Annotated in this window: 10 protein-coding genes; all 10 read left to right on the top strand. The window is 60.9% G+C overall.

All coding sequences use genetic code 11. From position 1 onward, the window contains the following. The first annotated feature begins 10 nt into the window (after window positions 1-10). The 10 genes from eutB (at window position 11) to FRZ40_RS21095 (ending at window position 12,139) form a co-directional block, all read left to right on the top strand. Window positions 11-1,003, top strand: a complete 993-nt coding sequence (gene eutB, locus FRZ40_RS21140; protein WP_147235476.1) for a hydroxyectoine utilization dehydratase EutB — start codon at window positions 11-13, stop codon at window positions 1,001-1,003. Then, window positions 1,000-2,001, top strand: a complete 1,002-nt coding sequence (locus FRZ40_RS21135; protein WP_147235475.1) for a cyclodeaminase — start codon at window positions 1,000-1,002, stop codon at window positions 1,999-2,001. Before eutB ends, FRZ40_RS21135 begins: the two co-directional genes overlap by 4 nt. Window positions 2,002-2,010: 9 nt before the next feature. Beyond that, window positions 2,011-3,222 (top strand): ectoine hydrolase DoeA, encoded by a 1,212-nt coding sequence (gene doeA / locus FRZ40_RS21130; RefSeq protein ID WP_147235474.1) that lies wholly within the window; start codon window positions 2,011-2,013, stop codon window positions 3,220-3,222. Window positions 3,223-3,226: 4 nt separating this feature from the next. Further along, window positions 3,227-4,267 carry a N(2)-acetyl-L-2,4-diaminobutanoate deacetylase DoeB gene (gene doeB, locus FRZ40_RS21125; RefSeq protein ID WP_147235473.1) on the top strand — a complete coding sequence of 347 codons (1,041 nt, stop codon included), beginning with the start codon at window positions 3,227-3,229 and terminating at the stop codon, window positions 4,265-4,267. Between the two features lie 3 nt (window positions 4,268-4,270). Further along, the gene (locus FRZ40_RS21120; RefSeq protein WP_147236753.1) at window positions 4,271-4,741 is read left to right on the top strand and encodes an Lrp/AsnC family transcriptional regulator; all 471 of its coding nucleotides are present in this window, start codon (window positions 4,271-4,273) and stop codon (window positions 4,739-4,741) included. A 236-nt stretch (window positions 4,742-4,977) separates the two neighbouring features. After that, the gene (locus FRZ40_RS21115; RefSeq protein WP_147232985.1) at window positions 4,978-5,931 is read left to right on the top strand and encodes an IS5 family transposase; all 954 of its coding nucleotides are present in this window, start codon (window positions 4,978-4,980) and stop codon (window positions 5,929-5,931) included. Window positions 5,932-6,809: 878 nt separating this feature from the next. Further along, window positions 6,810-8,315 carry an NAD-dependent succinate-semialdehyde dehydrogenase gene (locus FRZ40_RS21110; protein ID WP_147235472.1) on the top strand — a complete coding sequence of 502 codons (1,506 nt, stop codon included), beginning with the start codon at window positions 6,810-6,812 and terminating at the stop codon, window positions 8,313-8,315. A gap of 36 nt (window positions 8,316-8,351) precedes the next feature. Further along, the gene (locus FRZ40_RS21105; protein WP_147235471.1) at window positions 8,352-9,749 is read left to right on the top strand and encodes an aspartate aminotransferase family protein; all 1,398 of its coding nucleotides are present in this window, start codon (window positions 8,352-8,354) and stop codon (window positions 9,747-9,749) included. A 152-nt stretch (window positions 9,750-9,901) separates the two neighbouring features. Then, window positions 9,902-11,632 (top strand): gamma-glutamyltransferase, encoded by a 1,731-nt coding sequence (gene ggt, locus FRZ40_RS21100; protein WP_147235470.1) that lies wholly within the window; start codon window positions 9,902-9,904, stop codon window positions 11,630-11,632. A 120-nt stretch (window positions 11,633-11,752) separates the two neighbouring features. Beyond that, complete coding sequence (locus FRZ40_RS21095; RefSeq protein ID WP_028369029.1) at window positions 11,753-12,139, top strand: VOC family protein; 387 nt, start codon at window positions 11,753-11,755, stop codon at window positions 12,137-12,139. The last annotated feature ends 58 nt before the right edge of the window (window positions 12,140-12,197 follow it).

The following is a 12,197-nucleotide window of genomic DNA, read 5'->3' as shown; positions in this document are numbered from 1 at the left end:
AGGCCATTCAATGTCCGACCTCTCGCTTGCCGATGTCTATCGGGCGCGGCGCCGTATCGAAGGGCGCGTGCTGCGCACGCCGCTCGTCGCGTCGCCCGCGTTGTCGGCGGTTGCGAATGCACCCGTCTATCTGAAACTCGAAACCGTTCAGCCGACGGGGAGCTTCAAGCTGCGCGGCGCGACCAACGCGCTCGTGCGTCTTGCCGAAGCGGGTTGCACGCGCGTCGTCACGGCTTCGACGGGCAATCATGGGCGCGCCGTTGCGCACGCCGCGCACGCGCTCGGCATCGAAGCGGCTGTGTGCATGTCCTCGCTTGTGCCTTCGAACAAGGTCGAAGCCGTGCGCGCGCTCGGCGCGCATGCGCACATCATCGGCAAGAGCCAGGACGATGCGCAGCGCGAAGCACAGCGCCTCGTGCGTGAAGAAGGCTATGCCTATGTACCGCCCTTCGATCATCTCGACGTGATAGCGGGGCAGGCCACCATCGGCATCGAAATCGCCGAAGACCTGCCCGACGTCGAACAGATCGTCGTGCCGCTGTCGGGCGGCGGCCTGTTTGCGGGCATCGCGTTCGCCGCAAAGCAGATTGCACCGGCGGTGCGTCTGACGGGCGTGACGATGGAGCGCGGCGCCGCGATGCACGCCAGTCTCGCGGCAGGCCGGCCCGTGCTCGTCGACGAAGTGGAGACGCTCGCCGATTCGCTCGGCGGCGGCATCGGTCTCGACAACCAGCATACGTTTTCACTGACGCGTCAGTTAATCGATGAGGTCGTGCTGCTCGACGAGCCGTCGATTGCGCGCGGCATCGTCCACGCCTATGAAGACGAACATCTCGTGCTCGAAGGCGCCGCCGCCGTCGGTATCGCGGCGCTGCTCGCGGGACGTCTCGGCGATTCGCCGGTTGCCCGCGGTCCGATCGTGCTGATCGTGACGGGCGCGAACATCGACATGAACCAGCATCGCCGTATCGTCGGCGAGGCTTTACAAGGAGCGACGGCATGACGGCCATTACCCTGCTTGGCGAAGCGCAATTGAGAGAACTCGTGCCACTCGATCTTGCCGCAATCAACCAGATCGAAGCCGCATTTCTTTCGCTCGCGACGGAAGCCGTGGCGATGCCGCCCATCTTGCGCCTCGACTTGCGGGAGCAGCGGGGAGAGGTCGACGTGAAGACGGCTTATCTGCCGCGCTTCGACAGCTTCGCGATCAAGGTGAGCCCCGGCTTCTTCGATAACCCGAAGCTCGGTCTGCCGAGCCTGAATGGCCTGATGCTCGTGCTGTCGGCGAAGACGGGGCTCACGCAAGCCGTGCTGCTCGACAACGGTTATCTGACGGCAGTGCGCACGGCGGCTGCGGGCGCCGTCGCGGCGCGCTGGCTCGCGAAACAGCACGCGCCGAACGTCGCCGTGATCGGTGCAGGCGAACAGGCGCGGCTGCAATTGCAGGCGCTGACGATGGTGCGAAACGTCGAGCGCGTGACGGTGTGGGCGCGCAATCGTGCGAACGCCGAGCGATTTGCTGCAGACATGTCCGCGCAATTGCACGTCGCCTGCGAGCTCGCGCGCGACGTGCATCACGCGCTTGCCGAAGTGGACATCGCGATCACGACGACGCCGAGCACCGAGCCGCTGATTCATGCAAGAGACTTGCATCCCGGCCTGCACATCACGGCGATGGGCTCGGATGCCGAGCACAAGAACGAAATCGCACCGCAGGCCCTGGCGGCGGCGCGCTACGTGTGCGACCGCGTCACGCAGACACGCGTGCTTGGCGAGCTGCATCACGCGATCGAAGCGGGTCTTGTCGATGCACACGCACAGCATGCCGAACTCGGCCAGATCATCGCAGCACAGACGAAAGGCCGCACGAGCGACAGCGACATCACGCTCTGCGACCTCACGGGCACAGGCGCGCAGGACACGGCCATCGCGACGCTTGCCGTCGCGCGTGCGCGCGCGGCCGACGCAGGAACCATTTTCCGCAACGACATGAAGCGCTGAGAGGAGACCATGTCAGATAAACCTCAACGGGCAGTGACGCCCGGCGTCCGCCTGCCGTTCGATCGCAGCGAGTACGACGCACGCATCGCAAAGACGCGGCGTGCGATGGACAAAGCACAGATCGATCTGCTGATCGTGACGGATCCGACCAACATGGCGTGGCTCACCGGCTACGACGGCTGGTCGTTCTATGTGCATCAATGCGTGCTGCTCGCGCTCGACGGCGAGCCCGTGTGGTATGGCCGCGGACAGGACGCGAACGGCGCGCTGCGTACGGTGTTCATGAAACGCGAGAACATCGTCGGCTATCCGGATCATTACGTGCAGTCCACTGAGCGTCATCCGATGGACTATCTCGCGCGCGAGGTGATCGAAGCGCGTGGCTGGCAGGCGCGCCGCATCGGCGTCGAGATGGACAACTACTATTTCAGCGCCGCTGCGTATGCATCGTTGCAGCGCAATCTTCCGCAGGCGACGTGGCGCGATGCGACGGCGCTCGTCAACTGGCAGCGCGCCGTGAAGTCGCCGCGCGAGATCGAATATATGCGCATTGCCGCGCGCATCGTCGAGAAGATGCATGCGCATATCGTCGAGCGGATCGAGCCTGGCATGCGCAAGAACGATCTCGTCGCGGAGATCTATTCCGCGGGCATTACGGGTGTCGACGGATATGGCGGCGACTATCCCGCGATCGTGCCGCTGCTGCCGACAGGCGCGGATGCTGCCGCACCGCATCTCACGTGGGACGACACGCCTTTTGAAAAGAACGCGGGCACATTCTTCGAAATCGCAGGCTGCTTCAGACGTTATCACTGTCCGCAGTCGCGAACCGTGTATCTCGGCAAGCCGCCGAAGCATTTCATCGATGCGGAAAAGGCCGTGGTCGAAGGCATCGAAATGGGGCTCGCGGCAGCGAAGCCGGGCAATACCTGCGAGGACATCGCGAATGCGTTCTTTGCGGTGCTGCGCAAATCGGGCATCGAGAAGAACAGCCGCTGCGGCTATCCGATCGGTGCGAGCTATCCGCCCGACTGGGGCGAGCGCACGATGAGTCTGCGTCCGGGGGACAAGACGGTCCTCGAACCCGGCATGACGTTCCACTTCATGCCGGGCCTGTGGCTCGACGACTGGGGGCTAGAAATCACGGAAAGCATCCTGATTACCGGGTCGGGCGCCGAGACCTTCTGCAACACGCCGCGCAAGCTGTTCGTCAAGGAGTAGTGCAATGCGTGCTTCGCCCATTTCCGCCACCGTCGATTTCAATGTCGATGGCGAACAGCACGGCTTCCTGAAGTTGCCGTATTCGCACGACGCTTCCGCGTGGGGCGCCGTGATGATCCCCATTACGGTGATCCGCAACGGCGAAGGACCGACCGCACTATTGACGGGCGGCAATCACGGCGACGAGTACGAAGGGCCGATCGTGCTGTCGAAGCTCGCATCGACCTTGAAGGCAAGCGACGTGAAGGGGCGTGTGATCGTGGTGCCGTTCATGAACTATCCGGCGTTTCGTGCGGGCAGCCGCACGTCGCCGATCGATCGCGGCAATCTCAATCGCGCATTTCCTGGCAAGCCGGACGGCACGGTCACCGAGAAGATCGCCGACTACTTCCAGCGCTATCTGTTGCCGCTCGCGGACTACGTGCTCGATCTGCACGCGGGCGGCCGCACGCTCGACTTCGTACCGTTTGCTGCCGTTCACGTGTTGAGCGATACGAAACAGCAGGCGCGTTGCGAAGCGGCGATGCACGCGTTCGGCGCGCCGTATTCGATGCGGATGCTCGAACTGGACAGCGTCGGGTTGTTCGACACGGCTGTCGAAGAAGCGGGCAAGGTATTCGTATCGACGGAACTGGGCGGCGGCGGCACGGCGACGGTGGCGAGCGTCGCCGTGGCTGAACGCGGAGTGCGCGGTTTTCTCGCGAATGCGGGGGTGCTGAGGGTGCGTGACGATCGGGATATCGAGCCGCGCACGACTACTCTGCTCGATATGCCTGACGGCAGCTGTTATACGACGAGTGAGCATGACGGGCTGCTAGAGATGTGCAAGGACCTCGGCGACAACGTCGAAGCGGGTGACGTCATTGCGCGTGTGCACGACATGACGCGCACGGGCATGCTGCCGATCGAGTACCGCGCGAAACGCAGGGGATTGCTTGCAGCGCGGCATTTTCCGGGACTCGTGCATATTGGCGACACGGTGGCCGTCGTGGCCGATATCGTCGAGCGGGGCATTCCTGTTGCGTCGAGTGCGGTGAAGCACTAGATGATGAAACTCGATCGCTACGATCTCGCTATTCTTCGCATCCTCGCGCGGGACGGACGTATTACGAAGTCGCGTCTTGCCGAGGAAGTGAATCTTTCTATTTCGCCCGCATGGGAGCGTGTGCGGCGACTGGAAGAGAGTGGTGTGATTCGTGGGTATCGGACGGATGTCGACTGGACAAAAGCCTTTGCGGGCAGTCGTATCGTTGTCGAGGTGGCGCTCGCGAGGCATACCGCGCATGACATGCGCAGGTTTGAGGAGCGGGTTTCTGCTGCTTCTGAAGTTACTCAGTGTTATGCCACTGGCGGCGGGGTTGACTATGTACTTCACGTTGTCGCGCGGGATATCGATCACTATCAGCGGTTTATCGATGCTCTGCTTACCGATGAGCTAGGGATTGAAAAGTATTTCACCTATGTGGTGACTAAAGTGGTTAAAGGTGTGCCTGAGGGTGTGCCTGAGTGGGAAGATTGAGGTTTGTTGTCTGCGACGCAGTCGCCATTCCAGGATTTTTTGCTGCGCTGGCTTCCGCGGTTTTTTGCTGCGCTGGCATCCGCGAATTCGTAGCGGTGCTTCAGGCGTTGCCCCTGTGCGGGGCGGCACTTACTTTCTTTGCCGCCGCAAAGAAAGTAAGGGAATTTCTGCAAAAGTCCTGGCATTGACGTGAGCTTGGACTATCCTGGGATCAGGAGAATTCATGGAGTGGCGTGATGACACAACTTGGTCTTGGTCTGGATCTGTCAACGAAGCGCACTCGCAAGCGCGAGTTTCTCGATGAGATGACGCGCGTGGTGCCGTGGCAGAAGCTGATTGCGCTCATCGAACCGCACTATCCGAAAGGCAAGACCGGCCGCCCACCGTTCCCAGTCGCAACGATGTTGCGCATTCACTTCATGCAGCAATGGTTCAGCCTCTCGGACCCGGCGATGGAGGAGGCGCTGCACGACATCCCGCTGTATCGGGAGTTTGCGCTGCTGGGCACGGGTATGACGCGGCTGCCTGACGAGAGCACGATCCTGCGATTCCGGCACCTGCTTGAGGCCCATGAGCTGTCGGCCAGAATGCTGGCGACGGTCAACGAGATCCTGCAGGCGAAGGGCCTGATGCTCAAGGTGGGCTCGGCGGTCGACGCAACGCTGATTTCGGCACCCAGTTCGACGAAGAAGGCCGGCACGCGAGACCCCGAGATGAGCCAGACGCAAAAGGGCGGCAGCTGGTACTTCGGTATGAAGGCGCACATCGGAGTCGATGTGGAGTCGGGGCTGGTGCATACCGTGAAGTGCACGCCGGCAAATGTTCACGACATCACGGTGGCGCATGAACTGTTGCACGGCGACGAGCAGGTTGCGTTTGCCGATGCGGGCTACGTGGGCATCGAGAAGCGGGGCGAAACGGGGGCGGTCCAGTGGCACGTGGCGATGAGGCCGAGCAAGCGAAGAAAGCTGGACAAAAGCAAGCGGCTCGACAGAATCTACGAGAAAGTCGAGCGGCTCAAGGCGGGCGTGCGGGCGAAGGTTGAGCACCCGTTTCGGGTGCTCAAATGTCAGTTCGGCTATCTGAAGGCGCGGTATCGGGGACTGGCGAAAAACACGGCGCAGATCGAAACGCAGTTCGCGCTGATCAATCTCTGGCTGGCTCGCGGGGTGCTCGGTAAAGCGAAATGAAGGGCGAAGACGCCCCCCAAAGGCGCAGCGTCCATGCGCAAGATGCGACCGGCATCGGTTCAACACAGCGTGAATGAGGACGCGAATTCCACTGCGCGCGTGCCAGTTAAAGATCCCAGGCAGAAAACGGGTTGTTCAGACCTTCCTAAGCAAAGAAAGCGGGCTAACCCCGCTAATGCTAGTCATTGCCTGCGGGCCCCCACGGGTCCCGCACTCCACGCGGCATCGAACTAGTCAATGCTCGTTGCCAGCGCTCCTGGATTCGCCTCACCCACTTCACACTCCAGCGTCACGTACTGCGTTACCAGGAAGTCCACGGCCGCCCAGGTGGCAAACTGTGTGTAGGCCGTCGCGATGGAACTGCACCACTCCGGACTGAAAAGCGAGATCGGTGTCGTAGAAACGCGAACGCGTAAGGTGCGACAACCTACACACCGTTTGCCACCTGGGCGGCGCGGACGATTCGCTGCCGCTGGCTGCGCTACGGGTGACTGGAGCGGGTGATGCGCCTGTTAGAGACGTTGGCAACGCACATGAAATAGCGCGTTGCCGTGTGGAGTGCGGGACCCGTTGGGGGCCCGCAGGCAACCACTAGAGCTGGCGGTGTGAGCGGCTTTCTTTTGCCTACTTTTCTTTGCCGCTGCAAAGAAAAGTAGGTGCCGCCCCGCACAGGGGCAACGCATGGAGTACCGATACGACATCGCGGACGCCAGCACAGGCACAACGCTAATAAACCAGAAGCAAAACGCGGACGCCAACAAAGAAAACCCCAACAAACCAAACAAAAAAAAGAAAAAACACCAACACCCAAAACCGCAAACAAAAAGAACCAGGCGCGCAGCGCCCATAAACTGGAAACCCGTTCACAGGAGATCACCATGCTGCTAGGTCATCCCGTTCTGTTCAAATCATTGTGTTACATAAACGGCCGCTGGATCCACAGCGATACCGCCGCGACGGTCGCGGTACAGAACCCTGCCGATCAGGAGGTCATCGGCCACGTCCCGATGCTCGAACAGCAACAGATCACAGAAGCAGTCACAGCCGCGCAAAAAGCATTCGAATCCTGGCGCTGGGTGCCAGTCGCGAAACGCGCAGCGTTGCTGCTTCGCTGGCACGAACTCGTGCTACGCCACCAGAACGATCTCGCAGGAATACTCGCCCTCGAACAAGGCAAGCCGCTCGCCGAAGCACAAGGCGAAATCGCCTACGGCGCAAGCTTCATCGAATGGTTCGCGCATGAAGGCAAGCGGCTGAATGGCCGTACCATTCCGACACACATCGACGGCGCGCATCTCGGCACGATCATGGAACCCGTCGGCGTGGCCGCCTTGATCACGCCGTGGAATTTCCCGAACGCAATGATCACGCGCAAGGCGGCCGCCGCACTGGCCGCGGGTTGCACGGTCGTCGTGAAGCCCGCGCACGAGACGCCGTTCTCCGCGCTCGCGCTCGCACAGCTCGCAGAAGAAGCAGGCTTTCCGCCCGGTGTCTTCAATGTCGTACTCGGCCAGCCTCAAATGGCGATGGAAACGCTGGTGCGCGATCCGCGTGTACGCACCGTTAGCTTTACAGGCTCCACGCGTGTCGGCAGCCTCGTGATGCAAGCCGCCGCACAAAGCGGCATCAAGAAGACGGCACTCGAACTCGGCGGCAATGCGCCGTTCATCGTGACGGAAGACGCCGATCTCGAACAGGCGGTGCGCGTTGCCGTCGCTGCGAAGTTTCAGACGTCGGGGCAGGACTGCTGCGCGGCCAATCGCATTCTCGTCGCACGTCCCGTGTACGACACGTTCGTCGAACACTATGCACAGGCCGTGCGCGCATTGAAAGTGGGCTCGGCGTTCGAACCAGGCAGCGAGGTCGGGCCGCTGATGCATCAGGCTGCATTCGATTCGACGCAGCTACGCGTCGACGATGCGCGCGCAAAAGGCGCACGCATTCTGGTCGGTGGAACGCCGCATGCGCGCGGCGGATGGTTCTTCGAGCCGACTGTGGTCGCCGACGCCGCGAAAGGTATGCGCATCTACGACGAAGAGAACTTCGCACCCATTTCAGCCGTGTCTCCATTCGACACGCTGGAAGAAGCGATCGCACGCGCGAACGACACCGAGCATGGTCTTGCCGCGTATCTTTGCGCGAAAGATCTGAACACCGTCTTTCAGGTGATTCGTCAACTGGACTTCGCAATGGTCTCCGTGAACGGCGCGAAATTCACAGGCGCGCCGATTCCATTCGGCGGCATGAAGGCATCGGGTCTGGGCCGCGAAGGCGGACTCGAAGGCTTTGAGCCATTTGTCGAAACGCGTTACTTCTGCCTCGGTCAACTGGGTTTGCCCGTCGCCGATGCTGTTGGTTCTGTTCACCGGCCGCTCGCCGCGTGAGCCTCTTTATTCACTATCGATCAAACGGAGTGTCCCATGACCCAGCTCGATCAACTGTTTAGCGCAGACCGCGCGCATTTCATGCATCCGTCGACGCACGCTCACGATCACGCAAGCGGCGCGCTGCCAGGCCGCATCGTGACGGGCGCGAAAGGCATCCGCATCGAAGATCATCAAGGCAAGTCGTTCATCGACGCATTCGCGGGCCTTTACTGCGTGAACATCGGTTACGGCCGCACGGAAGTCGCCGACGCGATCTACGAGCAGGCGAAGAAGCTCGCGTATTACCACACGTATGTCGGTCATTCGACGGATACGATCATCGAATTGTCGTCGCGCATCATCGACTGGTCGCCGAAGGGCATGAAGAAGGTGTACTACGGTTTGTCCGGTTCCGACGCGAATGAAACGCAGATCAAGATCGTCTGGTACTACAACAATGTGAAGGGCCGCCCCAACAAGAAGAAGATCATTTCGCGGCAGCGCGGCTATCACGGCTCGGGTATCGTCACGGGCAGTCTGACGGGATTGCCGAGCTTTCATCAGCACTTCGATCTGCCCATCGATCGTGTCAAGCATACCGTGTGTCCGCATTGGTATCGTCAGGCGCCTGCAGGCATGAGCGAAGCGCAGTTCGTCGACTATTGCGTCGAAGAACTCGAGAAGCTGATCGCGAAAGAAGGCGCGGACACGATTGCCGCTTTCATCGGCGAGCCGGTGATGGGCACGGGCGGTATCCTGCCGCCGCCGGCCGGTTACTGGCCCGCAATCCAGAAGGTGCTGAAGAAGCACGACATTCTGCTGATCAGCGATGAAGTCGTATGTGGCTTTGGCCGGCTAGGCTCGAAGATGGGCGCACAGCATTACGGCATCGAACCGGATCTCATCACGGTCGCGAAGGGTTTGACGAGCGCCTATGCGCCGCTGTCCGCTGTGATCGTCGGCGAGAAGGTTTGGGATGTGATCGCGCAAGGCTCGCAGGAACATGGTCCGATGGGCCATGGCTGGACCTATTCGGGACATCCGGTTTGCGCTGCTGCGGCGCTTGCGAATCTCGACATTCTCGAGCGCGAGAACCTCACGCAGAATGCGGCCGATGTCGGCGGCTATCTGCTGCAGCAACTGCGCGACGCATTTGACTCGCATCCGCTCGTCGGCGAAGTGCGCGGCGCAGGCATGCTGGCGGCGCTCGAGTTCATGGCGAACAAGGAAGAGCGCCGTCCATTCGATGCCGCGCTGAAAGTCGGCCCGCGCGTGTCGGCGGCTGCAATGCAACGCGGCTTGATCGCGCGCGCCATGCCGCACGGCGACATCCTCGGCTTCGCGCCGCCGCTCGTGACGACGCGCGACGAAGTCGATGAGATCGTCAAGCTGGCCAAGGCCGCCGTGGATGAAGTGGCTTCACAGGTGCTCAAGGAATCCACCACTGCCTGATTGCGCTCCTGCTTTAATGCGCTTCGAATAGAAGCTTGAGTGCGGCCCTATGCGTTGCGCATGGGGTCGTTTCAGAAGCACGCTTTGCGTGTTATAAGCCCAAGACAAGCTCTTTTCGTTTGTTTAATAAATGACGTCTTGGGAGACATGCATTGAAACTAATCGATAAAGCAAGGTTCTCTGCAACAGCATTCGCTGTCGTTGGACTGTTCACCGCTTCAGCGGGTTTTCTCGAATCCGCCCCCGCCTACGCGAAAGCGCCCTCTGCGCAGAAACCGGTACTCAACGCATCGGCCATCGCTGTCGCTGACAAGTACAGCGCCGATGCTGCCGAACAGATCTTCAAGGAAGGCGGCAATGCTGTCGACGCCGCTGTCGCCATCGCGTTCACGCTGGCCGTCACGTACCCGGAAGCAGGCAATATCGGCGGCGGCGGTTTCATGACCTTGTATGTGAACGGCAAGCCGTATTTCATCGACTACCGCGAGCGCGCACCGCTGGCCGCGACGCGCAACATGTATCTCGATGATCAGGGCAACGTGATCAAGGGTAAGAGCCTGTATGGCTATTACGCGGCGGGCGTGCCGGGCACGGTTGCGGGCATGTGGGAAGCGCAGCACCGATTCGGCAAGCTCAAATGGAAGCAGGTTCTCGCGCCGGCCATCAAGTATGCACGCGACGGTTTCGAAGTCGATGCACAACTCGCCAGGCGGCGCGAAGATGCCGAGAAAGACTTTGCGGGCAAGACGAACTTCGATACCTACTTCGGCAATCTGAAAGAGGGCGTCAATTTCAAGCAGCCCGATCTCGCCGCCGTATTGACGCGCATCGCCAATCAGGGCGCGCGCGAGTTCTATAACGGCAAGACGGCGGATCTGATTGCATCGTCGATGAAAGGGCATGGCCTCATCACGAAGCGCGATCTGCAGGAGTACAAGGCCGTCTGGCGTCAGCCCGTTCAGGCGAACTGGAACGGCTATCGCGTGATCACTGCGCCGCCGCCGAGTTCGGGCGGCATTGGACTCGTGCAGTTGCTGAAGATGAAAGCGGATCTGAAGAGCGATTTCACGAATGTCGATCTCAACTCGCCGCAGTACATTCACCTGATTGCGGAAATTGAAAAGCGTGTCTTTGCGGACCGCGCGCAATATCTTGGCGATCCGGATTTCTACAAGGTGCCCGTCGCGCAACTGACGGACGATGCCTACATCGCGAAGCGTGCCTCCGAAGTGAATCCGTCCGCGCCGTCGGACACGAAGAGCGTGGTGGCGGGGCTCGGCATGTCGATGCCCGAGAAGGCGGAGACGACGCACTTTTCGGTGGTCGACAAATGGGGCAATGCCGTGTCGAACACGTACACCATCAACGGCTATTTCGGTTCGGGCGTCGTGGCGGAAGGCACGGGCATCGTGCTGAACGACGAGATGGACGACTTCGCATCGAAGCCTGGCGTGCCGAACATGTTCGGTGTGGTCGGCAGCGACGCGAATTCGATCGAGCCGAAGAAGCGCCCATTGTCGTCGATGACGCCGACCATCATGACGAAGGACGGCAAGGTGTCGCTGGTGATCGGCACACCGGGCGGATCGCGTATCTTCACGTCGATCTTCCAGGTGATCAACAACGTGTACGACTTCAACATGCCGTTGAAGGAAGCCGTTGGCGCGATGCGTTTCCACCATCAGCTGTTGCCGCCGAACACGATTTTCTGGGAGCCGTATGCACCCATCGACGGCGACCTTGCGAAGCAGGTCGAAGCAAAGGGCTATAAGCTTAAGGCGCAGGACTTCAACGGCGACATCCAGGCGATCAAGATCGACGGCGAAACGCCGGACGCCGTATCGGATCCGCGCGGACGCGGCGTGACGCGAGTGATACCCTGATCGGACGGCAGGCCTGGGCGTCGCGTCGCGGTATGCACGGCGCCCGGTCGACTCGCTTTGCAGCGGACATCGCCGACAGGCGGGGTCCGCTGTTTTCACTTTCAGACGCGGGAGAAAGCGATGAATCAGCCTCAATCACACGACGATGCCACCGGACCACGATTCGAAGGACTGAGTGCCGTCACGCTCGCGACGCATGACATGGAGCGGGCCGTTGCGTTTTATCTGGCGCTCGGATTTCCGTTGTCTTATGGCGGGCCATCCGAGGCGTTCACGTCGTTCGAATTCGGCGGCACCTATCTGAACCTGATTCTCGACACGCGAGGGCCCGTTCTCTGGTGGGGACGCGTGATCGTGCATGTGTCAGACGTGGACGCCGTCTATCAGAAAGCGCTGGCAGCAGGATACCGGCCGGAGGCGCCGCCGGCCGATGCTTCATGGGGCGAGCGCTATTTTCATATCTGCGATCCCGACGGGCACGAGATCAGCATTGCCAGGAGGCTTTGAAAAGGGCTTGAAAAGATCCGGTGGCGGCAGGAGAGTAATATGACTGACACCCAGAACG

The organism is Paraburkholderia azotifigens (assembly GCF_007995085.1).
GTDB lineage: Bacteria > Pseudomonadota > Gammaproteobacteria > Burkholderiales > Burkholderiaceae > Paraburkholderia > Paraburkholderia azotifigens.
The sequence above is the reverse complement of the archived record's forward strand: the minus strand, read 5'-3'. Positions and strand labels throughout refer to the sequence as shown.

Excerpts from the sequence above, each read along its gene's own strand:
- FRZ40_RS21120 (WP_147236753.1), top strand. The coding sequence starts at position 4,271 with ATGAAACTCGATCGCTACGATCTCGCTATTCTTCGCATCCTCGCGCGG.
- doeB (WP_147235473.1), top strand. The coding sequence starts at position 3,227 with ATGCGTGCTTCGCCCATTTCCGCCACCGTCGATTTCAATGTCGATGGC.
- FRZ40_RS21115 (WP_147232985.1), top strand. The coding sequence starts at position 4,978 with ATGACACAACTTGGTCTTGGTCTGGATCTGTCAACGAAGCGCACTCGC.
- FRZ40_RS21135 (WP_147235475.1), top strand. The coding sequence starts at position 1,000 with ATGACGGCCATTACCCTGCTTGGCGAAGCGCAATTGAGAGAACTCGTG.
- eutB (WP_147235476.1), top strand. The coding sequence starts at position 11 with ATGTCCGACCTCTCGCTTGCCGATGTCTATCGGGCGCGGCGCCGTATC.
- FRZ40_RS21110 (WP_147235472.1), top strand. The coding sequence starts at position 6,810 with ATGCTGCTAGGTCATCCCGTTCTGTTCAAATCATTGTGTTACATAAAC.
- FRZ40_RS21105 (WP_147235471.1), top strand. The coding sequence starts at position 8,352 with ATGACCCAGCTCGATCAACTGTTTAGCGCAGACCGCGCGCATTTCATG.
- doeA (WP_147235474.1), top strand. The coding sequence starts at position 2,011 with ATGTCAGATAAACCTCAACGGGCAGTGACGCCCGGCGTCCGCCTGCCG.
- FRZ40_RS21095 (WP_028369029.1), top strand. The coding sequence starts at position 11,753 with ATGAATCAGCCTCAATCACACGACGATGCCACCGGACCACGATTCGAA.